This window comes from Streptomyces sp. NPDC001933 (assembly GCF_042890955.1).
In the GTDB taxonomy this organism is placed as follows: Bacteria; Actinomycetota; Actinomycetes; order Streptomycetales; family Streptomycetaceae; genus Streptomyces.
The window spans coordinates 168418-192548 of sequence record NZ_JBIASS010000003.1 but is presented as its reverse complement, the minus strand read 5'-3'; the positions used below and the strand labels follow the sequence as shown (position 1 = coordinate 192548).

The 24131-nt window shown below is 72.5% G+C and carries 18 protein-coding genes; 8 read left to right on the top strand and 10 right to left on the bottom strand.

Features of this window, described 5'->3' with window-relative positions:
- Positions 1–149 precede the first annotated feature (149 nt).
- A complete protein-coding gene (locus ACFYY7_RS08635; RefSeq protein ID WP_072486732.1) occupies positions 150–473 on the top strand; it encodes an STAS domain-containing protein in 324 nt (107 codons plus the stop codon).
- 239 nt (positions 474–712) lie between these two features.
- Positions 713–3196 (top strand): ATP-binding protein, encoded by a 2484-nt coding sequence (locus tag ACFYY7_RS08630; protein WP_388658760.1) that lies wholly within the window; start codon positions 713–715, stop codon positions 3194–3196.
- Between the two features lie 92 nt (positions 3197–3288).
- On the opposite strand, the gene nucS is transcribed toward ACFYY7_RS08630, so the two are convergent.
- Positions 3289–3960 carry an endonuclease NucS gene (gene nucS, locus ACFYY7_RS08625; RefSeq protein ID WP_259931854.1) on the bottom strand — a complete coding sequence of 224 codons (672 nt, stop codon included), beginning with the start codon at positions 3958–3960 and terminating at the stop codon, positions 3289–3291.
- A 270-nt stretch (positions 3961–4230) separates the two neighbouring features.
- Here nucS and ACFYY7_RS08620 point away from each other — a divergent pair, with 270 nt between their 5' ends.
- Complete coding sequence (locus ACFYY7_RS08620; protein ID WP_124716348.1) at positions 4231–4623, top strand: SCO5389 family protein; 393 nt, start codon at positions 4231–4233, stop codon at positions 4621–4623.
- 74 nt (positions 4624–4697) lie between these two features.
- On the opposite strand, the gene ACFYY7_RS08615 is transcribed toward ACFYY7_RS08620, so the two are convergent.
- Positions 4698–5741 (bottom strand): LLM class flavin-dependent oxidoreductase, encoded by a 1044-nt coding sequence (locus ACFYY7_RS08615; RefSeq protein WP_388658757.1) that lies wholly within the window; start codon positions 5739–5741, stop codon positions 4698–4700.
- A 220-nt stretch (positions 5742–5961) separates the two neighbouring features.
- Between ACFYY7_RS08615 and ACFYY7_RS08610 the strand changes: the two genes are divergently transcribed.
- Entirely contained in the window at positions 5962–6291 is a 330-nt protein-coding gene (locus ACFYY7_RS08610; RefSeq protein ID WP_266729662.1) for an ATP/GTP-binding protein, read from the top strand.
- Positions 6292–6316: 25 nt separating this feature from the next.
- On the opposite strand, the gene ACFYY7_RS08605 is transcribed toward ACFYY7_RS08610, so the two are convergent.
- From ACFYY7_RS08605 to mce, 7 genes are all read right to left on the bottom strand, one after another.
- Entirely contained in the window at positions 6317–7189 is an 873-nt protein-coding gene (locus ACFYY7_RS08605; protein WP_388658754.1) for an ABC transporter permease subunit, read from the bottom strand.
- Positions 7186–8304 (bottom strand): ABC transporter ATP-binding protein, encoded by a 1119-nt coding sequence (locus ACFYY7_RS08600; RefSeq protein ID WP_388658751.1) that lies wholly within the window; start codon positions 8302–8304, stop codon positions 7186–7188. The genes ACFYY7_RS08605 and ACFYY7_RS08600 overlap by 4 nt, the downstream gene beginning before the upstream one ends.
- A 196-nt stretch (positions 8305–8500) precedes the next feature.
- On the bottom strand, positions 8501–9280 hold the full coding sequence (locus tag ACFYY7_RS08595; RefSeq protein WP_388658749.1) for an ABC transporter permease subunit: 780 nt from the start codon (positions 9278–9280) through the stop codon (positions 8501–8503).
- A gap of 5 nt (positions 9281–9285) precedes the next feature.
- Positions 9286–10287, bottom strand: a complete 1002-nt coding sequence (locus ACFYY7_RS08590; RefSeq protein WP_376307678.1) for an ABC transporter ATP-binding protein — start codon at positions 10285–10287, stop codon at positions 9286–9288.
- Between the two features lie 97 nt (positions 10288–10384).
- The gene (locus ACFYY7_RS08585; protein ID WP_266729657.1) at positions 10385–11323 is read right to left on the bottom strand and encodes a cellulose-binding protein; all 939 of its coding nucleotides are present in this window, start codon (positions 11321–11323) and stop codon (positions 10385–10387) included.
- Positions 11324–11507: 184 nt separating this feature from the next.
- Positions 11508–15401, bottom strand: coding sequence for a polarized growth protein Scy (gene scy / locus ACFYY7_RS08580; protein WP_388658746.1), 3894 nt, complete (start codon positions 15399–15401; stop codon positions 11508–11510).
- Between the two features lie 164 nt (positions 15402–15565).
- Entirely contained in the window at positions 15566–15994 is a 429-nt protein-coding gene (mce, locus tag ACFYY7_RS08575) for a methylmalonyl-CoA epimerase (protein ID WP_072486742.1), read from the bottom strand.
- Positions 15995–16128: 134 nt separating this feature from the next.
- Here mce and ACFYY7_RS08570 point away from each other — a divergent pair, with 134 nt between their 5' ends.
- From ACFYY7_RS08570 to ACFYY7_RS08555, 4 genes are all read left to right on the top strand, one after another.
- Positions 16129–17331, top strand: coding sequence for an acetyl-CoA C-acetyltransferase (locus tag ACFYY7_RS08570; protein ID WP_388658743.1), 1203 nt, complete (start codon positions 16129–16131; stop codon positions 17329–17331).
- A gap of 67 nt (positions 17332–17398) precedes the next feature.
- Positions 17399–18358 (top strand): methylmalonyl Co-A mutase-associated GTPase MeaB, encoded by a 960-nt coding sequence (meaB, locus tag ACFYY7_RS08565; protein ID WP_266729654.1) that lies wholly within the window; start codon positions 17399–17401, stop codon positions 18356–18358.
- Positions 18359–18628: 270 nt separating this feature from the next.
- Positions 18629–21139 (top strand): protein kinase, encoded by a 2511-nt coding sequence (locus ACFYY7_RS08560; protein WP_388658740.1) that lies wholly within the window; start codon positions 18629–18631, stop codon positions 21137–21139.
- Positions 21140–21167: 28 nt separating this feature from the next.
- Positions 21168–23471, top strand: coding sequence for a protein kinase (locus ACFYY7_RS08555; RefSeq protein ID WP_388658737.1), 2304 nt, complete (start codon positions 21168–21170; stop codon positions 23469–23471).
- A gap of 20 nt (positions 23472–23491) precedes the next feature.
- Here ACFYY7_RS08555 and ACFYY7_RS08550 read toward each other — a convergent pair whose 3' ends face one another.
- Positions 23492–24106 (bottom strand): PepSY domain-containing protein, encoded by a 615-nt coding sequence (locus ACFYY7_RS08550; protein ID WP_388658735.1) that lies wholly within the window; start codon positions 24104–24106, stop codon positions 23492–23494.
- Positions 24107–24131 lie beyond the last annotated feature (25 nt).

Sequence of the window (24131 nt, the reverse complement as noted above, 5' to 3'; positions counted from 1 at the left end):
GGCCCTCGCCGCGCCTCGGTCACTCCACGGGGTGAATTCGGTATCGGTTCGCTTACAGACGGCAACTTCCCTGTCGCTGCCGCAGTCAGTTGTGGGAGAGACAGAACAGACAGACGAACTTTGCCACGGAGCATTCCAGGGGAGCGCATATGCACATCAGGGGCGACCACGCCGAGCTGGTCGTCGGGGGCCGCCTCGACGTCCGAAGCGCGGCGGACGCCCGTACGGCCCTGCACTCGGCCCTCGACGACGGCGTCGGCGACCTGGTGCTCGACCTGACCGAGCTGGATTCCTGGGACGCCACCGGACTCGGCGTCATCATGGGCGCACACCGCCGGGCCGGACGGGCCGGGCGTCGGCTGGTGCTCCGCGGCGTGCCGCCGCAGATGCAGCGCCTGCTGGTGGCGACCCGGTTGCACCGCATCCTGGCCATCGAAGGCGGAATCGCCGCGGACTCACTGCCGCGCGTGTAGCGGCGTACGCCGGGGTGCGCGCCCTGGTCGTCCGCCGAGGCCGAAAGCACACAATCCGCGCGAGAACGTGCGCTTCGGGCGGCGTGACCCCCCGACTGTGCAGGGACCCGGCGCGACGGTCTAGGGTTCGCCCGTCCGCCGATTGACGAACCCACCGGGCGGACACCGGACCGGAAGCGACAGCGGGGCGTGCGAGGCCGGAGGGGCAATCGTGCGCGACGCGTCTGGGGGCTTTGGCGATGGACCCGACACACCGGGGACCGGAAGAGTACGGCCGGGACAACGGCGGCTTCGGCGAGGGGGCCGGCCGCAGACGGCCGGCCCGTGACCAGCTGACCCCGGAGCCCGGCCAGCCGACGCCGCAGGCACGCGTCGTCCGGCTCATAGCGGGCGACTACCTCCTCACCGTCAACCCGATCGACGGCAGCGAGGTCGAGCTGTGCCCGCCGGGGGAGCAGCCCGGCCCGCCCGCCCGGCGCACCGCGACCGGCCGCGCCGACCGCGAACGCGCCACCGCGCCGCCCGTACCACCCGGCCCGCCCGCCCCCCAACTGCCGCTCCTGGAGCGCGCGCAGGAGCGCGAACGGCTGGTGCGCCTGCTGTCCCGGGGCCGCTCGGTGCGGCTCACCGGACCCGCCGGATCGGGCCGTACGGCACTGCTCGACGCCGTCGCGGCCGACTGCGCGGACCTCGCACCGGACGGAGTCGTACGGCTCAGCGGCTACAAGCGGAGCGCCACCGACCTGCTGTACGGGCTCTTCGAGGCCGTCCACGACGCGCCGCTGCACCGCCCCGACCGTGACCGGCTGCTCGAACGGGTCCGGAGCATCGGCGCCGTCGTGCTGCTCGACGATCTGGAGTTCGGCGGGGCCGCGCTGGAGGAACTGCTCGACGCGACACCGGAGTGCGCCTTCCTGTTCGCGACGGTTCCGGACGTCGCCGCGCCCACCACGGACTCGCACCTCGAAGAGGTCTTCCTCGCGGGCCTCGGCCGCAGCACCGCGGTCGACCTGCTGGAGCGGGCCGTCGAGCGCCCGCTCACCGACGAGGAGGCGAACTGGGCGGGAGACCTCTGGTTCGAGTCCGAGGGGCTGCCGCTGCGCTTCGTCCAGGCGGCCGCCCTGCTGCGCCAGCGCGATCTGCTGCGTACCGACCCCGAGGCGTACGGCGAGTACGGCGGCCGCGACGGCCTGCCCGCGGACGCCCCCTTCGGGCACGACCAGGCCGTCGACGGGGTCCACATACCGCTGCCCAGCCTCGGCGAGGGGGCGGCGCCCGCCGCGCTGCTCGCCTCACGGCTGAGCGGACCCGCCCGCGACACCCTGCGCTTCGCGGTGGCCCTGGGCGGCGAGGTGCCGCACCAGGCGCATCTGCCGGCGCTCATCGGGGACACCCACGCGGACGCCGCGCTCGGCGAACTGGCCGGCTGCGGGCTGCTCTCCCCGGCCGGTTCGCGCTACCGGCTCGCCGCCGGTGTCGTCACCCAGCTGGAGGCCGCCGGATACGGCGAGGACGCCACCGAGCGGGCCCGTACCGCGGCCCAGCACTACGCCTGGTGGGCCGGTCACCCCTCGGTCACCCCCGAGCGGGTGACGGCCGAGGGCGACGCCGTCATCGCGGCGATGGCGCAGCTGGTGCCCGGCGACGGGGCGGGGCAGACCAGCGTGGCCGTGCTGCTGGCCCGCAGTGCCACCCCGGCCTTCGCGGCGGGCCTGCACTGGGGGGCCTGGGAGAAGGCGCTGCGGATCGGCCAGGAGGCCGCCCGGATCGCCGGGGAGGTCGCCGAAGAGGCCTACTTCCACCACGAGTTGGGCGTACTCGCGCTCCTGGCCGGAAACCCGGACCGGGCCAGGGCCGAGCTGGAGACCTCGATCAGCATGCGCGGGGCGCTGGCCGACAAGTCCGGGGCGGTGGCCGGACGGCGCGCGCTCGCCCTGGTCGCGGACCGTTCCGGCGGCCCGCTGCCCATCGTCCTCACCCCGCCCGGGGACGAGCTGCCGGTTTCGCGGGCCGAGGAGCCTGCGACGCCGCCCGCCGGTACGAGGCCGTCCATGACGCAGACGCTGCCGAGGCCGTACGAGGGTGCCACCGCGGTGATCTCGCGGCAGAGCGCGCCCAAGGCCGCCGGGGGCGCGCGGGGAGGCCGCTTCGGGCTGCTCGCCGGGGCCCGGCGCAATCTGGTCGCGACGGCCGCGGGCGTCCTGTTGACCGGTGTGCTCGGCACGGTGGTCGGACTGGGGCTGACCTCCGGCGACGACGACGTCCAGGGGAACCAGGACGTCACGACCGAACAGTCGCAGAGCCAGGATGGTGGCGAGGACGAACTGCCGGCCGACGGCCCGGCTGACGGTTCGACCTCCGCCGACCCGGCATCCAGCGGCAGTCCGGCCACGCCCGGTCCGTCGGGCAGCGAGATCACGCCGAGCGGCAGCGGCACACCGTCCACGGACCCGACGGAACCGAGCGGCACCCCGTCCTCGGACACGTCGTCCGGCAGCAGGCCGCCGTCGCACAGGCCGACCACGTCGCCCACCACGACGAAGTCGCCCAAGCCGACGAAGACCTCCAGCCCGACCGCCAGCCCGACGGAGACCGAGTCCCCGAGCCCGACGGACACGGCCACCGAACCCGAGCCGTCCTCGCCCGACACCTCCGACTCGGCGAGCGGCCCCTCCTCGTCGTCGTCGTCGGCGAGCGCGGACAGCGGTCCGGCCATCGCCTGAACCGCCCCGGAACCGACGAACGCCGGACGTGACGGGCACGTCCGGCGTCGGGGGGACCGGAAAGGAAGCGGGAACAGGGGCAGCGGGGCGGGTCAGAACAGCCGGAGCTTGTCGTCCTCGATGCCGCGCATCGCGTCGTAGTCGAGCACGACACAGCCGATCCCGCGGTCCGTCGCCAGCACCCGGGCCTGGGGCTTGATCTCCTGGGCCGCGAAGACGCCCTTCACCGGGGCGAGGTGCGGATCGCGGTTGAGCAGCTCCAGATAGCGGGTCAGCTGCTCCACGCCGTCGATGTCGCCGCGCCGCTTCAGCTCCACGGCGACGGTCTGGCCGTCGGCGTCCCGGCACAGGATGTCGACCGGCCCGATGGCGGTGAAGTACTCGCGGCGGATCAGGGTGTAGCCCTCGCCGAGGATCTCGATCCGGTCGGCGAGCAGTTCCTGCAGGTGCGCTTCGACGCCGTCCTTGATCAGGCCCGGGTCGACACCCAGCTCGTGGGACGAGTCGTGGAGGATTTCCTCCATCGTGATGATGAGTTTCTCGCCCGCTTTGTTCACCACGGTCCAGACGTCCGCGGTGTCGCCGGTGCCCTCCTTCAGAGTGCAGGGCGGTGACATCCAGTTGAGGGGTTTGTACGCCCTGTCGTCGGCGTGGATCGACACGCTCCCGTCCGCCTTCACCAGGATCAGACGGGGAGCGGAGGGCAGGTGGGCCGTGAGCCGGCCGGCGTAGTCCACGGAGCAGCGGGCGATGACGAGACGCATGGTCGGCAACGCTACTCGACGAGGGGTGTTCCACGCGATTCTCCCCCTGCCACTCCCGTCACCCCGCTTTCGTCCAAGGGGCGCAGTCGGGGCTTGCCCCTCTTTGCGCCCCTTCGTTATTGGCCGGTTGTGTTCCCAATCTCCTGGTGCGGCCCGGACCGCACCCTTACCGTGTAAGCAGGAGGTCGCCGTCTGTGTACGCTGCGTCGCCGTCCTCCTTCCCTGCCCGTAAGGCCCCGGCCCGGCGTCGGGGTCGCGAGAGGAGAACCCATGTCGCTCGACGTCTCACCGGCGCTGTTGGAACAGGCCGAGCGAGGCGAGGTCGACGAAGCCGACTTCGTCGACTGCGTCCGGACCTCCCTGCCCTACGCATGGGAGATGATCAGCTCTCTGGTGGCTCAGCTGAAGGTGGACGGTGGAGAGTTCGCCGACAACCAGACGCCCCCGCCGGACGAGCAGGCACGTGGTCAGCTGCTGCGCGCGCTCGCGAGTGATGCGATCCGCGGCGCGCTCCAGCGGCACTTCGGGGTGCGCCTGGCATTCCAGAACTGCCACCGCGTCGCGGTGTTCCCGCTGGACCCGTCGGTCGACGAGCGTCTGGCCCGCTTCACCTCGGTGAGGGGCCAGTTGCTCAACCAGTCGCCCGAACTGCGGGACTGCTGAACGCTTGCTGCCGTTCCGGGCCGAGACCGTGCGACTCGCTCCGGAGCGGCAGCCCCCGCACCTCCGACGACCTGTCAGGTGAGCAGCGGGAGCACTTCGGTGCCCAGCCGCGCTACGTTCTCCTCCGTGGCCGCCAGATCTCCCGACCCCTCCACCAGGAGCGCGAAGCGGGTGATGCCCGTCCGCTCGGCGGTGGCGGCGAGCCGGTCGGCGGCGAGCCGGGGCGGGCCCACGGGATGAAGACCGCACAGCAGCTCCGTGTACGCGACCGGATCGCGCATCACCCGGTGCCGGCCGTCGACCGTGACATGGGCATCCAGCCCCTGCCGCATCCAGCCCGGCATCGCCTTCACCAACGTCTCCACCGCCTCCTGGGGACGGTCGGCGATCTGGGCCACCCCCGCGGACACGTGCCCGGCCTCGCGGACGCTCTCGGGCGAGCGGCCCGCGGCGAGCGCGGTGGAGCGCCACAGGGCGACCATGTCGGCCTTCTCCTGGTCCCCGCAGTGCATCCCGAGCAGCATCGGCAGGCCCTTCTCCGCGGCGAGCTTCACCGTCTTCGGAGAGGTGCACGCGACGACCACCTCGGGGCCGCCGGGGCTCTCGCCGCCGTCCTCGGCGAGCAGTTCGTCGGCCCGGGGGACCACGGCGACCTCGCGGAAGCCGTACCGCTCGCCGCGCCCGGCCACCTTCGGGCTGCCCAGCCAGTCGAGCAGCAGCTCCAGGGATTCCGGGAAGCCCTTCTCGTACGCCTCCAGGCCCCCGCCGAACACCTCCAGATCCACCCAGGGGCCGCCCCGGCCGACGCCGAGCGTGAACCGGCCGCCGCTGGTGAGATGGAGCAGCGCGGCCTGTTCGCCGAGCGCCACCGGATGCTGGGTCGACAGCACGCTCACCGCCGTGCCCACCCGGATCCTGCGGGTGCGGCCGAGCAGCAGCGCGGCCAGCGTGACGGCGGACGGGCAGACCCCGTACGGCACGAAATGATGTTCTGCCAGCCAGACCGAGTCGAGGCCGGATTCCTCCGCCACCTCGGTGGACCGGACAGCGCGATGCAGCGCTTCACCCGGCCCCTGCCCCGGAAACTGGGCTGCCAGTACGAACGTTCCCACACGCATCGCCAATTGCCTCCTTGCGGCCGACGCGGCTCTCCTCTATTCAGCAACAACGTCTGACACGTGCCAAAGGCACGGTCCACCGGCAGGTTGTTGCGATTTTCCGGTAACTCACCCCTCCCGGGAGCTCCCGTGACCCCGCCCAGGAGGCTCCGGACGACCGGTTCGGCCGAATGGCCCTACGCTGGACGGGAACTGCCCAGCCTGCCCCGTGAGGTGTCACGTGTCCCCGCGCCGCAACCGCCCCCGAGGCGGCGAGAGTCCCCACGACAGCACAGCGGAGCCGCTGGGCCGGTACGGCGGCGGCGGACGTGCCGAGGAGTGGCAGGGCGAGCAGTGGTCGGTCCGCCCGGTCAGCGGCGCGAGCGCGGCGGGCAAGCGGTACCGCTGCCCCGGCTGCGACCAGGAGATCCCGTCCGGCGTCCCGCACCTGGTGGCCTGGTCCGAGTACGGCGGGATCGACGACCGCAGGCACTGGCACAAGGCCTGCTGGAACGCGAAGGACCGCCGCACCACACAGGTGCAGCGGTCCAGGAACGCGCCTCGCTACTGAGCCCTTCGGGACGGGCCCGGAAGGGTCACACGTCCCGGCGGTCCAGAGCGGCGAACGCCCCGAGCAGCGCCACGGCCGTGACTCCGAGCATGATCCACAGCGGGTCCCAGCCGGACGGCCCCGATTCGGCGACCGAGGTGGAGTAGAACGCGCTGAGCTGGTTGGGGATCGAGTACTCGAAGAGCTTCATCCGCAGGCCGGAGAGGGACTCCGCGAACATGAACATGGCCATCACGAGCGGCAGCAGCACCACGCCGATCATGATCGTGATCGCACCGGCGGAGTGCCGGATGAGAGCGCCGACCGCGAGCGAGAGCAGCCCCAGCGTCGCGATGTAGAGGCCGACACCGACCGTCGCGCGCAGCCAGTCGCCGCCGGAGGGCGGTGCGCTGTCGATGATCGCCGTCTGCAACACCGCGACCAGCGCGGTCGTCACGGTCGTGATCACGAAGGTGAGCAGGAAGAAGACGATCGCCTTCGCGCTCAGCACCCGGGCCCGGCTGGGGCAGGCCGTCAGCGTCGTGCGGATCATGCCCGTGCCGTACTCCGACGCGATGGTCATCACGCCGAGCGTGATCACACAGATCGAGCCCAGCAGCACCCCGAAGAAGCCGAAGCTGAGCACCGGCGTCGCGTCGAGACCGCTCCCGGAGGCGTTGACCGCGACCGCGGCGAGCAGCCCGATCCCGAGCAGCAGCACGATCATGATGCCGAGCGTCCACATCGTGGAGCGCACCGAGCGGATCTTGGTCCACTCGGAGGCGATCGCATCGCCGAGCGTGGCCGGGCGCACCGGGATCGGTGAGGTGTACATGCCGGCCGGTGCGGCCGACGGGCTGTGCGGCGGGGCCGGGACCTGCTGCTGGTACGGCGCCTGCGGGGTCGGCGGCGTTGTCATCGGGCGTCCTCGCTGGTCTCGCGCTTGGTCAGGTCCGGAGTGGCCGGGGCCGGGGTGGCCGGGGCCGCCGCGTACGGGTTCTGTCCGGGCGGCGGCGGGGCGTACCAGTTCTGCTGCGGCATCTCCGGAGGCTGCGGCGCGTACCCCTGCTGCGCGTACCCGTCGGGCACCGGCTGCTGCAGACCCGCCTTCTGGTCCGCCGTCGAGCGGTAGTCCACGGCGCCCTGGGTCATCCGCATGTACGCCTCCTCCAGCGAGGCCTGGTGCGGCGAGAGCTCCCACAGCCGGACATCCGCCTCGTGCGCCACATCGCTGATCCGCGGCAGCGGCAGCCCGGTGACGCGCAGCGCCCCGTCCGGCTCGGACATGACCTGTCCGCCCGCCTCGGTGAGCGAGGCCGTCAGCTTCTCGCGCCGCTCCGCGAGGCCGTCCGCGACCCGCACCCGGGCGAAGTCGGCCGAGTTGGCCGAGATGAAGTCCTTGATGTTCATGTCGGAGAGCAGCTGGCCCCGGCCGATCACGATCAGATGGTCGGCGGTGAGCGCCATCTCGCTCATCAGGTGGCTGGAGACGAAGACCGTACGCCCCTCGGACGCCAGCATCTTCATCAGATTGCGGACCCAGAGGATGCCCTCGGGGTCCAGGCCGTTGACCGGTTCGTCGAAGAGCAGCACCTGCGGGTCGCCGAGCAGCGCCGCCGCGATGCCGAGCCGCTGGCCCATGCCGAGCGAGAACCCCTTGGACCGCTTCCGGGCGACGTCCTGGAGGCCGACGACGCCGAGTACCTCGTCGACCCGGGCGGCCGGGATCCCGGCGAGCTGGGCGAGCGAGAGGAGGTGGTTACGGGCGCTGCGCCCGCCGTGCACCGCCTTCGCGTCCAGCAGCGCACCCACCTGGCGCGGTGCGTTCGGCAGGCTGCGGAAGGGGTGGCCGCCGATCGTCACATGGCCGGAGGTCGGCTGATCCAGGCCCAGGATCATGCGCATGGTGGTGGACTTGCCCGACCCGTTGGGACCGAGGAATCCGGTGACGGCGCCCGGCCGCACCTGGAAGGAAAGGTTGTGCACGGCCGTCTTCGCGCCGTAGCGCTTGGTCAGGCCGACTGCCTCGATCATGCTCCAGCCCCATCGACTCACATCTGTCGTCGGGGCCCAGGCCGTCCGGCCGCACGCCCCCGTAAGAGTTAGGAGGATATCCAGGCCTTGACGGTTCCGGCCAAGCCGTTGCGGTTGAGCGTCGGTCCGGTCGGAGCGGACGGGAGGCTTCCGGGCAGTCCGCGGGCACCGCCCGCCGACGCCGTCGAGGCGGCCGTTACGCGTCCCGCCTCTTCAGTACGACATAGCCGCCGATCAGCGCGGCAGCCACCCAGGCGACCAGAATCCCGAGCCCGCCCCACGGCCCGTACGGAGCCGGGTTGCTGTTCATCGCGTCGGGGACCACCTGCATGATCTTGGAGCCGGCCTGGTCGGGGAAGTAACGGGCGACCTTCTCCGTCCCCGGCACCACCGACAGGATCTGGGAGACCAGGAAGAAGAACGGCATCAGGATGCCGAGCGACAGCATGGAACTGCGCAGCATCGTCGCCACGCCCATCGAGAAGATCCCGATCAGCCCCATGTAGATGCCGCCGCCGACGACCGCGCGCAGCACGTTGTCCGCGCCGATGTCCGTGTGGTGGTCGCCGAGCAGGGCCTGCCCGAGGAAGAACGAGACGAAGCTGGTCGCGATGCCGACCACCAGGGCCAGCGCCCCGGCCACCGCGATCTTGCTGAACAGGAACGAACCGCGCTGGGGCACCGCCGCCAGCGAGGTGCGGATCATGCCGGAGCTGTACTCCGTACCGACCACCAGCACCCCGAAGACGACCATGGCCAGCTGACCGAGGACCATGCCGGAGAAGCTGATCAGGGTCGGGTCGAAGGTGACTCTCTCCGCCACCGGGAGCTCGTCGAACTGGGAGTTCATCAGGGCGCAGAGCGCCGCGCTCATCGCGACGGTGACGACGAACGCGGAGATCAGCGTCCAGACGGTCGAGGAGACCGTACGGATCTTGGTCCACTCGGAGGTCAGGACCGCGGGTACCGATGCCATCGTCGTCACACCTCCTTGCCGCTGCCGGCGGCGGCGCCACCGGTCTGCTGGTTCCACTGTTCGCCCCACTGCGGGCCCGTCGGCGGTGGCGCCGCGGCATGGTCGGAGTGCGCGTGGTACTCCACGGAGTCCGCGGTCATCTGCATGAACGCCTCCTCCAGGGAGGCCCGCTGGGCACTCAGCTCGTGCAGCACGATCTGGTGCTGCGCGGCGAGCTCGCCCAGCGCCTCGGTCGTGGCGCCGTCGATCTCCAGCGTGCCGCCCCCGGTCTCGACCACGATCAGCCCCGCCTCGTGCAGTACGTCGCGCAGCCGCTCCTGCTGCGGCGAGCGCAGCCGTACGTAACTGCGGGAGTTCTGATGGATGAAGTCGGCCATCGAGGTGTCGGCGAGCAGCCTGCCCTGGCCGATCACGATCAAGTGGTCCGCGGTGAGGGCCATTTCGCTCATCAGGTGCGAGGAGACGAAGATTGTCCGGCCCTCCGCGGCGAGCGCCTTCATCAGATTGCGGATCCAGTGGATGCCCTCGGGGTCCAGGCCGTTGACCGGTTCGTCGAAGAGCAGCACCTGCGGGTCGCCGAGCAGCGCCGCCGCGATGCCGAGCCGCTGGCCCATGCCGAGCGAGAACCCCTTCGACTTCTTCTTCGCCACCGCGGTCAGCCCCACGGTGTCCAGCACCTCCGCGACCCGGCTCTCCGGGATGCGGTTGCTCTGCGCGAGACAGAGCAGATTGTTGTACGCGCTGCGTCCGCCGTGCATCGACTTGGCGTCCAGCAGCGCCCCGATGTACTTCAGGGGTTCTTCGAGGTCGCGGTAGTGCTTGCCGTCGATGCGCACCGAACCGCTGGTCGGGTTGTCGAGATCGAGCATCATCCGCATCGTCGTGGACTTGCCCGCCCCGTTTGGCCCCAGAAAACCCGTCACCATTCCGGGCCTGACCCGGCAGGACAGCCGGTCGACGGCAACCTTGTTGCCAAAGCGCTTGGTGAGGCCATCGAGCTCGATCATGCGTTCACGCTAGAACGGCCGCGCGCCCGGCGCCACCACAAGGGCGGAACCGGGCGCGTCAGTGTCGTTCCAGGGGTACAGCTGCAGTACCCGGGGGTCAGCGACCCTGCTGAGCCGGGACACCACGGGTGACCGGCTCGTCGTCGGCGGGGGCGCCGGCCGCGGCGACCGCGGCACCGGTCAGCGTGGCCAGCATCTCGCGGACGTTGGTCAGCTGGGCGTTGATCGAGTCGCGGCGGTTGGTGAGCGCCGCCAGCTCGCGCTCCGATTCGCTGCGGATCCGGTCGGCCTTGGCGTTCGCGTCGGCCACGATGTCCTCGGACTGGCGCTGCGCGGTCTCCACCGTCTGACGGGCCCGGCGCTCGGCGTCCGTACGGAGCTTCTCGGCCTCCAGGCGGAGCTGCTCGGCGCGGTGCTCGATCTCGGCGAGGCGCTTCTCGGCCTTGGCCTGACGGGACGCGAGGTCGCGCTCCGACTGGTCGCGGCGCTTGGCCAGGTTGGTCTCGAAGTCCGCGGCGGCCTGGGCGGCCTTGGCGCGGGTCTCCTCGAAGAGGGCATCCGCCTCCTCGCGCTTCTGCGCGGCGTCCTTCTGGGCCTCCGTGCGCAGCGAGCCGGCCTCACCCTTGGCCTTCTCGACGATGCGGACGCCCTCGTCCTCGGCCTTCGCCTTGCGCTCGGCGGCGAACGTCTCGGCGTCGTTGCGCACCTGCTGGGCGGCCGACTCGGCGAGCTCACGGTGCTGCTCGGCGGCGCGACGGGCCTCCTCACGCAGGTCCTTCGCCTCCTCCTCGGCCAGGCGGAGGATCTTCTCGACGCGGGCGCCGAGTCCGGCGTACGACGGCTCCGCGTCGTTCACCTGGGCCTGGGCGTTCTGCGTTTCGAGGTGGAGCTCCTCGATGCGCTTCTCCAGAGAGGTGATGCGGGTCAGGGCACTATCACGGTCGGCGACGAGCTTGGTAATGCGGTCATCCACCTGACCGCGGTCGTATCCACGTCGCACGAGCTCGAAGCCGAAGGGGGAGGAAGGGTCGCTCATGGGGTTCCTGTCGAATGAGACCGGTGAGGTGTTAGGGGGAATCCTAGGGGCCGGAACGGCGTGTCACCGAGCGGATGCGCTTTTGATCTGGAGAATGACACCTCTTTTGAGTGGCTGAGCCCTGTAACCCTTGCCACTCGGAGGGTTGAACGTTCTTGACGGAGCATGGGAAAAGGCAAGGCGACTACCCATCGGACGACTTGCCACTCGATCGAGTGCCCGCCGAGGCGCCGGCCTTGACGCCGCCGGTGGAACCGCCCGCGCCCTTGCCGCCGCCCGTCGGCGTCTCGAAGGACTCCAGCGCCTCCAACACGTCCTGGACACGGGAGATCTCGGTGTTGATGTCCTCGCGCCGGCGCACCAGCAGATCCAGCTCACGCTTGCCCTCGTCCACCGTACGCTTCGCCTCGGCCTCGGCGTCGGCCCGCAGCTTCTCGGCCTCGCGGACCAGCGTGGCCTTCTTCTGCTCGGCCTCCTTCAGCAGCGACTCGGCCCGCTTCACCGCGGCGATCCGGACCTTGCTCGCCTCCGAATTGGCGTCCGCCAGCAGCTCCTTGGCCTTGGCCGCCGCCTCGTCGCGCTGCTCCGTCGCTGCCTTCATCAAGTTGTCGACGCGCTCGCCCGCCGTCTTCATCTGCTCGGAGGTCTCCCGCCGGGCGCGGTCGTGCAGCTCCTCGATCTCGCCCTCGATCCGGGCCCGCAGCTCCTCGGCCCGCTCCCGGATCGCGGTGGAGTCCCGGCGCGCGCCGACCAGCAGCTCGTCCGCGTCCGTACGGGCCTGCTCCACCAGGGAGTTGCCCTCGACCGTGGCCTCCGAGGTGATCCGCACGGCTTCCTTGCGGGCCACGCCGACCATCGTGTCGGCCTGCTTCTCCGCCTCGGTGGCGGCGCGCAGCGCCTCCTCCTGGGCCTTGTTGATGAGCTGATCGGCCTGCTCCGCGGCATCGGCCCGGCGCTTCGCCGCGGCCTCCCGGGCCTCGTCGAGCAGCCGGTCCGCCTCCTGGCGGGCCTCCGCGCGCATCTGCTCGGCCGCCGACTCCGTCTCCGTGTGCAGCCGCTCCGCCTCCTCGCGGGTGCGTGCCGCGTGCTCCTGCGCCGAGCCGACGGTGGCCGCCGCCTCCGCGCGCAGCCGCTCCGCCTCGTCCGCGGCCTCGTCCGACAGCCGGGCCGCCTGCTGCTTCGCCTCGTCGACCAGCGTGGTGGCCCGCTGCGTCGCCTCTTCCACGAGGCCGGTGGCCTGCTGCGTCGCCTCTTCCACGAGGCCGGTGGCCCGCTGCGTCGACTCCGTGCCGATCCGCTCGGCCTCGCTCGTGGCCTCGCCCACCAGCCGGTCGGCCTGGGCCGCCGCGTCGGAACGCATCCGGTTGGCGTCCTCGCGGGCCTCGGCGCGGCTGCGCGAGGCGTCCTGCTCGGCCGAGGCCAGCGCGTCGGAGGCCTCGGTGCGCATCCGCTGGCTGTACTCGGCGGTGTCCGCCCGCAGCCGCTCCGACTCGGCGATCGCGTCCGCGACGGTCCGCTCGGCCATCGCCTTCGCGGCCTCGGACTCCTCCTGAGCCTCCCGGCGGATCCGGGACGCGTCCTCGCCGGCCCGCTCCCGCTCCGCGTGCGCGTCGGTACGGACCCGGTCCGCCTCCTCCTGCGCCTCGGACTTCGTCCGCTCCGCCACGTGCTCGGCGGTCGAGCGCAGCCCGGCGATCTCCGCCTCGGCCTGCTCCTGCAGCCCGCTGACCGAATCCCGCACCTGCTGGGCGGTCTGCTCGGCCGTGGAGACCAGCTCGGTCGCCCGGCTGTCCGCCTCCTCGACCAGGCGCTGCGCCTCGGCCTGCGCCTGCTCGACCCGCTTGCGGGCGGAGGCGAGCAGCTCCTCGCTCTGCTCGCGGGCCCGCTCGCGCTCCTGGTTCGCCTCGGTGCGCGCCGCGTCGAGGGTCTCCTCGGATTCCCGGCGGCGCCGGTTGGCCTCCTCCTGGGCGGCGGCCAGCGCCTCGGCGGCCTCCGTGCCCACCCGCTCCGCGGCGGCGGCGGCCTCGGACCGCACCCGGTCGGCGCTCTCCTGCGCCTCGGACTTGAGCCGCTCCGCCTCGGCGGCCGCCTCGGAACGCAGCCGTACGGCGACGGCCTCGCCCTCCGCACGCGACTGCGACGCGTCCGCCGCGGCCTCGTCGCGCAGCCGCTCCGCCTCGGTCTCCGCCTGCTCGCGCAGCGTCCGGATCCGCTCGGCGGCCTCCGCGCGCAGCCGCTCGGACTCCTCGTTCGTCTCGCGCCTGAGGCTCTCCGCCTCGGCGCGCGCGTCCGTGAGCGCCTGCTCGGCGCCGGCGACCCGGGTCTCGGCCTCGGTGTGCAGCCGGGTCAGCTCCTCGGCCGCCTCCGCCTGCCGGGCCGCGACCGCACGCTCGGTCTCCTCGCGCAGCTCCGCCGCCGCCCGCTCGGCCGCGGTGGTGGTCGAAGCGGCCTGCTCCTCGGACTCCGTACGCAGCTGCTCGGCCTCGGCTCGGGCCCGCTCCAGGGCCTCCTCGGCCTGCTTGCGCAGTGCGCCGGCCCGCTCGGCCGCCTCGCCGCGGACCCGCTCGCTCTCGGTGCCCGCGGCGGACCGCAGCTCCTCCGCGTCCGCCTTCGCCTTGGCCAGCAGCTCCTCGGCGGTCTTCGCGCCCTCCTCGATCTGCTGGACCGCCTCGCGGCGTGCCTCGCCGCGGATCCGCTCGCCCTCGGCGACCGCCTCGGAGCGCAGCTGCTCGGCCTCGCCGCGCAGCCGGCGTGCCTCCTCCTGGAGCTCGACCGTCTTGGCCCGGTACTCCTTGGTGTCGTCCTTGGCCGCGCCCTTGAGCTGGTCGGCCTGCTCGGCGGCCTCGCCGCGCAGCCGGTCCGCCTCGGCCTCCGCCTCGCGGCGGATCCGGTCGGCTTCCTCGCTCGCCGCCCTGGTGGTGGACCGCGCGTCCTCGGACGCCTTGGTCAGCACCTCCTCGGCGCTCCTGGCGGCCTTGGCGAGCTGCGCCGCGGTGTCCTCGGCGGCGGCCGTGCGGGCCTTCTCGGACGCCTCGGACTTCAGCCGGTCCGCCTCGGCGCGGGCGTCGGCGAGCGCCTGCTCGGCCTCCGCCTTGAGCGTCTCGGCGTCCTTGGTGGCCTCGCCGACCAGCCGGGCGATCTCCGACTTGGCCGTACGGGTGCGCTGCTCGTTCTGCGACTCGGCGGCGGCCAGCCGCTTGACCGCGGCCTCCTTCGCCTCGGCGGTGACCTTCTCGGCCTCCAGCCGGGCCTCGCGCAGCTGGGTCCCGGCCTCCTGCATGCGCTGCTCGGCGGCGCGGTTCAGCTCGGCCGTCTGCTGCCGGGTCTGCTCCGTCTCGGCCGTCGTCGAGGTACGCAGCTGCTCGGCGTGGCTGGTGGCCTCCTGCGCCTGGCTGGAGGCGGCGTCCAGCAGCCGTTCGGCGTCCTTGCGGGCGCGCAGCAGGATCGCCTCGGCCTCGGTCCGGGCCGTCTCCGCCTCGGAACCGAGCCGCTGCCGGGTCTCCTCCGCCAGCCGGCTCGCCTCGGCGCGCGCCGCCGACAAGGACTGCTCGGCCTCGGCCCGGGACTCCTCCAGCAGCCGGCGGGCCTGGGACTCCGTCCTGGCCCGGAGCTGCTCGGCCCAGGCGACGTTCTCGTTGACGTGGGACTCGACGGTCTGGCGGCGCTCCGCCAGCTCCTGGTCGAGCCGCTGGCGCCGCTGCACCGCCTCGTTGTGCAGCTCGGCCTGGAGCCTCGCCTGGTGCTCGGCGTGCTCCTGGAGGATCCGCTGCGTCTGCGCGCGGGCGTCGCGGAGCTCCCGCTCGGCGTCGGTCCGCAGCTGATCCGCCTGGATCTGGGCGTTACGGAGCAACTGATCGGCCTGATAGCCGATGTCCGCGCTGTCGTACGCGGGACGGGTCGCGAGATTGCGCCGAGCCTCGTGCAGCTTGGCGCGCAAGACCTCGACCTGGTAACCGAGGTCCTCGGCGTGCTGGACGGCCTTCTCCCGGTCGGTCTTCAGCCGGTCCATCTCGGCTTCGAACCGCGAGAGATGGTCGTCTTCAGCTCGGTGGCTCTCCTGGCGTTCGTAGCCCCGCACTGCGCGGTCCCATCCGTCCCCTGGTCGCAACTCTCCAACGAGTACCGTTCACCGGTGAACGGTCCCCCGGGGAATGGTGACAGATCAACGGCTGGGGACGCGGCGCGGCCCCGACCCGGCCCCGGCCCGGAACAGCCCACTCTACCGGGCCGGGTATCCGGAGGTCAGTGCTCCGCTGCGGACGTGACCAGTTCGGTGAGGACACCGTGGCAGTCCTTGGGGTGCAGGAAGGTGATCCGGGACCCCATCGAACCCGTCCTGGGCTCCTCGTACAGCACCCTGACCCCCTTCTCCCGGATGTCCGCGGAATCCGCGTCGACGTCCGCGGTGCCGAAGGCGATGTGGTGGACACCCTCCCCGTTCTTCGCCAGCCACTTGCCCACGGCCGAGTCCTCCCGGGTCGGCTCCAGGAGCTGGAGGTAGGAAGCGCCGCCGTCGGACGTATCGTTGATCTTGAGCATGGCCTCCCGTACGCCCTGCTCCTCGTTGATCTCGGAATGGAACACCTCGAACCCGTAGGTCGAGCGGTAGAACTCGACGGTCTTGTCGAGGTCGAAACAGGCGATCCCGATGTGATCGATTCGCGTCAGCATGGAACCAGTGCAGCGCCACACGGATGGTTACGCAACGTGCGCGCCGTCACACCCGCTGCCGGATGACGGGCGAGGTACCGCTCAGTACATTCAAGTAAACCCTCGTTCACTCCTCATCCCAAGGGGCGCCCCTCATGTCTGGAACGACCGGTACCACCTCAGTGATCGTCGCGGGCGCGCGTACGCCCATGGGCCGCCTCCTCGGCTCGCTGAAGAGCTTCTCCGGCGCCGACCTCGGCGGTTTCGCCATCAAGGCCGCGCTGGACCGGGCCGGCATCGGCGGCGACCAGGTCGAGTACGTGATCATGGGCCAGGTGCTCCAGGCCGGTGCGGGCCAGATGCCGGCCCGCCAGGCCGCCGTCAAGGCGGGCATCCCGATGAACGTTCCCGCGCTCACCGTGAACAAGGTGTGCCTCTCCGGGCTCGACGCGATCGCGCTCGCCGACCAGTTGATCCGCGCGGGTGAGTTCGACGTCGTCGTCGCCGGCGGCCAGGAGTCCATGACCAACGCCCCGCACCTGCTCCCCAAGTCCCGCGAGGGCCACAAGTACGGCGCGATCGAGATGCTCGACTCCATGGCGTACGACGGTCTGACCGACGCCTACGAGAACATCCCGATGGGTGAGTCCACCGAGAAGCACAACACCCGCCTCGGCCTGAGCCGCGCCGACCAGGACGAGATCGGCGCCCTCTCGCACCAGCGCGCCGCCGCGGCCCAGAAGAACGGCCTCTTCGAGGCCGAGATCACCCCGGTCGAGATCCCGCAGCGCAAGGGCGACCCGGTCCTCTTCGCCAAGGACGAGGGCATCCGCCCGGAGACCACCGTGGAATCGCTCGGCAAGCTGCGCCCCGCGTTCGCCAAGGACGGCACGATCACCGCGGGCACCTCCTCGCAGATCTCCGACGGCGCCGCCGCGGTCGTCGTCATGAGCAAGGCCAAGGCCGAGGAGCTGGGCCTGGACTGGATCGCCGAGATCGGTGCCCACGGCAATGTGGCGGGCCCGGACAACTCGCTCCAGTCGCAGCCGTCCAACGCCATCAAGCACGCCCTCAAGAAGGAGGGCCTGGAGGCCGGCGACCTCGACCTGATCGAGATCAACGAGGCGTTCGCCGCCGTCTCCGTCCAGTCGATGAAGGACCTCGGCGTCACACCGGACAAGGTCAACGTCAACGGCGGCGCCATCGCGCTCGGCCACCCCATCGGCATGTCCGGCGCCCGTGTGGTGCTGCACCTGGCGCTGGAGCTGAAGCGGCGCGGCGGCGGCACCGGTGCGGCGGCGCTGTGCGGCGGCGGTGGTCAGGGCGACGCACTGATCATCCGCGTTCCGGGCAAGTAACAGGCAGTACGCGGTAGCAGTAAGCGGTACACGTAGAGCAGCGAGTGAGCGAGCGAACGGAGCGGTGATGGTGGACGTCCCCACCCTGGTCGAGCAGGCACGTGCGGGCCGGCCGCGGGCCGTGGCCCGGCTCATCTCCCTGGTGGAGGGGGCGTCGCCGCAGCTGCGCGAGGTGATGGCGGCCCTGGCGCCGCTGACCGGCAACGCGTACGTCGTCGGCCTCACAGGATCGCCCGGTGTCGGCAAGTCGACATCGACGTCCGCGCTGGTCTCGGCGTACCGGAAGGCCGGCAAGCGGGTCGGCGTGCTCGCCGTCGACCCGTCCTCGCCGTTCTCCGGCGGGGCGCTCCTCGGCGACCGGGTCCGGATGTCGGAGCACGCCTCCGACCCGGGCGTCTACATCCGCTCCATGGCCACACGCGGCCATCTGGGCGGCCTCGCCTGGTCGGCACCGCAGGCGATCCGGGTGCTGGACGCGGCGGGCTGCGAGGTGATCCTCGTGGAGACGGTCGGCGTCGGCCAGTCGGAGGTGGAGATCGCCTCCCAGGCCGACACCTCCGTCGTCCTGCTGGCACCCGGCATGGGCGACGGCATCCAGGCGGCGAAGGCCGGAATCCTGGAGATCGGCGACGTGTACGTCGTCAACAAGGCCGACCGGGACGGCGCGGACGCCACCGCGCGCGAGCTCAACCACATGCTGGGCCTCGGCGAATCGCGGGGCCCCGGCGACTGGCGGCCGCCGATCGTGAAGACGGTCGCCGCCCGGGGCGAGGGCATCGACGAGGTCGTCGAGGCGCTGGAGAAGCACCGGGCGTGGATGGAGGAGCACGGAGTCCTTGCCGAGCGGCGTACGGCACGGGCGTCCCGCGAGGTCGAGACCATCGCCGTGACCCGGCTGCGCGAGCGCATCGGCGACCTGCACGGCGACCGCCACCTCGGCGCGCTCGCCGAACGCATCGTGGCGGGCAGCCTCGATCCGTACGCGGCGGCCGACGAACTGGTGGCGGGGCTCACCGGCGAGGTGTGATCCGGAACGACGGAGTACGGCCGGACGGGTGGGTCCGGGGGTGGCGTGCGGGCCGCTTCCGGACCCGCCCGTCCGTGTCCGTCCGGCGCTCCGGAACCGTCCGGCCGCCCCTTCCGTCCCCCTCCTTCGAGAACGCGTCAGCCATGGCCGGGGCGTGCGCCTTCCGTGCCGCCCGGCGCTGCCGTGGATGACGTGTCCGTGGCAGGATTACCGCCGGACACGGGCAGGGGATGCCCGCCGATCCATGCGTAACGACGGGGGGAGTGGCGCATGTTGGGACCGCTGCGGGAGGACTCGCCGAGACGGATCGGTCCGTACGGGATACGGGCCAGGCTCGGCGCGGGCGGCATGGGAGAGGTCTTCCTCGGCGTCCACGACGGCGGCGGCGACCCGGTCGCCGTCAAGACCGTCCGCCGCGACGTGGCCAAGGACCCCGGCTTCCGCAGCCGCTTCCGCCGCGAGATCACCGTCGCCCGGTCCGTCGCCGGACCCCATCTCGCCCTGCTGCTCGACGGGGACGCCGACGCCGAAGTGCCCTGGCTCGCCACTGGATACGTGGCGGGGCCGACCCTGTCCGCCGCGGTACGCCGGGCGGGCGCCATGGACGAGGCCGAGGTACGGATGCTGGGCGCCGGACTCGCCCGCGCCCTGGCGGCCGTCCACGCGGCCGGGATCGTCCACCGGGATGTGAAGCCCGGCAACGTGATGCTCGCGGCGGACGGCCCGAGCCTGATCGACTTCGGGATCGCCCGCGACTCCGGCGCGACCCCGCTCACCACCACCAGCCGCATGGTCGGCAGCCCGGCGTTCATGTCCCCTGAGCACGTGGCGGGCAGCGGACGCGTCGTGCCCGCCTCGGACGTCTTCTGCCTGGCCTCCGTGCTCTGTTACGCCGTCACCGGACGCGACCCCTTCGGCGACGGCCCGGTCGCCGCCGTGCTCTACCGGGTCAAGTACGTCGAGGCCGATCTCGACGACGTGCCGGACGCGTTGCGGGCCGTGCTGGAGCGCTGCCTGGTGGAGGACCCGGCCGTCCGCCCGGCCGCCGCCGAACTCGCGGAGCTGCTCGACCCCGGCGCGGCGGCCCGGTGGCCGGACCCGGTGGCGCAGCACATCGCCGAGCACGGGCGCGAACTGGCCCGGGTCATGGCGCTGGGCGGCCCGCTGCTGCCGGGGTACACCCCCACCGAGGCGGCCGCCGCGAGCGGCCCGGCCCTCCATCAACTGCCCACCCAGGGCCCCGGCCCGACCCCGCCCGTCGCCCCCGACCCGCACAGCGCCCCCACCCAGGGCCCCGGCCTCGCCCCGCCCACTCCTGCGGGCACCACCCAGGCCCCGCCCCCGCGCCGCTCCCGTCGCGCCCTGGCCGTCGCGCTCGCCGCGCTGATCGTGCTGGGCGCGGCGACGGGCGGGATCCTGGCCTGGCGCGACAAGGGCGGCACGCCCGGCGGTGCGGCCCAGGGCGGCACTCCCGGCGGGACGGGCCGGGGCGGTGGTCCGGCCGAGGGCGTCAAGATCGTGGCGGGCGTGGACGAGAACGGCGGCCCGGACGCCTCGGGCACGGTCCCCTACGGCCGCGACGCCCGCCCGGCGGGGTGGAAGAAGCCCTGGAAGGGGAAGTTCACCGGGTCGCCGATCGGCTGCGCGGCGGGCCGGGACGTCGTGGTCTGCCGGAAGACGGACGGCACGTACGAGGCGCTGTCGGCGGCGGACGGGCACCGGATGTGGACGCTGGACACGGGGGAGACGTCGAAGGTCGCGGGCTGGGGGCCGACCGGCCAGTTCTTCATGCCGGCCAGCGCCACCCGCCCCCAGGTGTACGACGACACCGTGCTGCTCGCCGCGGGCGACCGGCTGCAGTCCCTGGACGCCCGCACGGGGAAGGTCCGCTGGGAGACCCGGTCCGGTGGCGCGCACAACCTTCAGAGCGCGCCGCTGGTCGTCGGCGATCTGGTCTTCGCCGCCACCACCTGGGCGCCCGAGGGGGCGGAGCTCGCCGCGTACGACCTGAGGACCGGCACCGAGAAGTGGCACGAGCCGCTGGCGTCGGAGGGCATCTCCCAGGCCGAGCGGGGCAATTTCTGGCCGGTCGCCACCGACGGCAAGGTGGTCTACGCGACCGGTGAGGACGGGCCGAAGGCGTTCCGGCCGAAGGACGGCGCGCTGCTGGGCTCCACGGGCGACTGCGGAGGCCTCCGGCTGCGGGGCGAATTCGCCTACTGCTCCACCTACACCTCCAACAACAGCGATTCGGGCTTCGGTACCGACATGAGCGTGCTGCGGCTCGAAGCGGTGACGCTCAAGACGCGGGGGCAGGTGCCGGTGGACTCCGCGCTCGTCGCCGAAGCGACCCCCACCGCGGTCGACGACCGGGTGATGATCCTCCGCCGGAGCAGCGAATATGCGTCGGACGTGCCCGACGAGCTCGTCGTCGTCGGCCGCGACAACGGCCGGACGCTCGGCAGGTTCCCGCTCGCCGCAGCGGCGGCGGAGGGCATGAGCAACCCGGCTTCCAACGCGCTGATCGTCGCCGACACCGTGGTCTGGGCCGACACCACGACGCTGTACACCGTCCCGATCCGCCCCGACGGCACCCTGGGCGCGCTGGGCAGGACCCGGCTGGAAGGCGCCCCGGGCCCGAGCCCCACACCGGAGTACGACATGGCCGACGGCGTCCAGATGGACAAGGAACTGAACGACCCGCAGGTGCTGCCGGTCGGCGGCGTCGTGCATGTCGTGTACGACGACGGCACCACGGTCTCCGTACCGCTGCCCGGATGAACGACGAACCGCTTGAGGGGACCGCGCAGTGATCGAGCCGCTTCCACCCGGCAGAGCCCGGCTGATCGGCCCGTACCAGCTTCTCGGACTGCTGGGCGCGGGCGGCATGGGCGAGGTGTATCTCGCCCGGCCCGCCGGTGCGCCGGACCCCCTCTCCGGGCTGGTCGCGCTGAAGACGGTGCGAGCCGATCTCGACCTCGACGACGGCTTCCGGATCCGCTTCCGGCGTGAGATCGACGCGGCGGGCGCCGTACGCAGCCCGCACACCGCGTCCCTCGTCGGCGGTGACGCGGGCGGCCGGCTGCCCTGGCTGGCGACCGAGTACGTCCCCGGCCCCTCGCTCGCCGAGGCGGTGATCCGGGGCGGGCCGATGCCCGAGCCGGTGGTGCGCGAGATGGGCGCCGGTCTGGCCCGCGCGCTCGCCGACATGCACGCGGTGCGCGTACTCCACCGCGACCTCAAGCCGGGCAACGTGCTGCTCGGCGCCGACGGGCCGAAGGTGATCGACTTCGGGATCGCCCAGGCCTTCGACGCCACCCAGCTGACCCGCACCGGTGTGGTCGTCGGCAGCCCCGGCTACATCTCGCCGGAACACGTCAACGGCTCACGGGCGCTCGTACCCGCGTCGGACGTCTTCTGCCTCGGTGCGGTGCTCGCCTTCGCGGCGGCCGGCCGGGGCCCGTTCGACGACTCCGACATGGCCGCCGTGATCTTCCGGATCGCCCAGGGCGAGGCCGAACTCTCCCGTGTGCCACCGCAGTTGCGCGCGGTGATCGAGGAGTGCCTGCGCAGCGAGGCCGAGGCCCGGCCGACGCCGCAGCAGCTGGCCGAGCTGCTGCTGCCCGCCCGGGCGACCCCAGGAGCCTTCCCCTGGACGGAAGCGGTACGGGGGCAGCTCGCCGCGCACGCGGCTGCGGCGCGCGCCGCAGCCGAGGCGGCCGTTCCGGCCGCCGCCGCACCGCCGGCCCCGTCCGCCGCCCCGCACCCCGGCGGGCCCGCCTTCGCCCCGACGCCGGTCGTGCCGGTGGCCGTACCGGGTGACCGGAAGGGCAACAAGGGGCTGTGGATCGCGTTGGCGGCGGCGGCCACGGTGGTGTGCGTGGTGCTGGGCGCGGTGCTGCTGCCGGGACTCTTCGAGGGGGACGGCGGGAGCGACGACAACGCGGGCGGAACCGGTGGCGGTGCGGGGCCGACCGCTTCCGCCTCGGACGCCGCGCGGACGAAGGCGGGGCCCGCGGTCATTCCGGGCGCGGACGCGGGCCACACCGGGGACTTCGGGGCGGCCGCCACCGACGTCTCCAGGAAGCCGGCGGGCTGGAAGGCGTGGAAGACCAAGGTCGAGAACGGGCCGGTGGAGTGCGTGCTGGCGGACACGTCCCTGGTCTGCGGCGGCCCGCAGCGCATCACCGTGCTGGACGCCGCGAACGGCGGACAGCGCTGGCGGACCGCGCCGGGCGGGGCGGGCAGCGGACCGGCCTCGGTGGCCGCCGTCATCGGCACCACCGTCTACGCCTTCCAGGACGGTGCCCTGGTGGCGCTCGGCCTGGACGACGGTGCGCGGAAGTGGCGGGAGCCGCTGCCCGAAGGCACCCGGATGACCGATTCCGTCCAGTCGGACGGAATGCTGTACTACGCCACGAGGGCCACCGGCACGGGCGCGTCCCGGCTCCTCGCCCACCAGCTCACCGGCAAGCAGACCCGCAAGTGGGACAAGCCGTGGGACGACCCGGCCGACGAGGCGGAACTGTCCTTCGCGGACGGCCGGCTCGTCGCGGTCGGAGACGGCGTCACCGTCCTCAAGGGCGCGGACGGCGCACGGCTGGCAGCCATCGGTGCCGGTGACATCACCTGCCGGACGCCGGTCCTGAAGGGCAAGGAACTCCTCTGCGCGGGCTCGAACGGCCTGACGGTCGTCGATGTGACGGCCCCGCAGAACCGCCGCTCGGTCGCCGCCGGCGTGGACATCACCTACCGGCCCGCCGTGTCCCGGGACGGCAAGGTCGTGGTGAGCAGCCGGAACCGGGTGTACGCCTTCGGACTGGCCGACGGGTGGCAGTACTGGGCGACGTACGACGGCGGCGAGGGACTGGACGTCTCGGGCGCGCCGGTCCTGGCCGGTGAGAGTGCCGTCGTCATGGGCGAACAGGGGATCGACGCGTTCGCCATGGACTCCACGGAGGAGGCGGACGACACGGGCTCAAGCCTGCTCGCCGAGTGGCCCGGCGGGCCGGGAGCCCGGCACGACCCGGCATCGGTCTCGCTGATCGCCCGGGGCGACGTGGTGTTCGTGGGCTTCGACGAAGGGACGGTCGTCTCCGCCTACGCGCCCTGACGGTCCGCTGGGGAAGCGTCCTAGTCGTCGTCCCCGTCACGGTCGTCGTCGTGACCGTCGTCCGACCGGTCCGCCGTCACCTTGCCCGTGTTCGCGTCGACGTTCAGCTCGTGCCGCTTGCCGTCCTTGCCCCGGACGTCGACCTCCCAGTGCAGTGCCTTGCCGCTCCGGCCGTCGTGGTCGTCCAGGTCGACCGACGTCACGGTCCCGGGGTTCGCCTTCAGCGCGGCGTCGACCGCCGAGTCCAGCGACACGGCGGCGGACCGGGGCGCGTGCCGGTCGCGGTCGTCGCCGTGGTCGTCGTCATCGTCGGAGGTGTGCTTGGCGAGTACCTTGCCGTTGCCGGCGTCCACCGTCACGTCGTGCCAGACCTTGTCGGAGCCGTACACGTCGAGCTCCCAGACGAGCCCGCCGTCCTCGTCGTCCAGCTCGGCCTCGGTGACCGTGCCGGGGACGGCCTCGACGGCGGCCGCGACCGCGTCCTTCACATCGACCCGGGCGGTGCCGTCGTTCGCCACGCTGCTCCTGACCTCGCGGTCGTGGCTGTCGTCGTTCGCGAAGGCGACCGCGGTGGCGGCTCCGCCGCCGGCGAGCACGGCCGCGGTGACGGCGGCGATGACGATCTTGCGCTTCATGAGGGTTCCTCCCCGATCGGGTGGC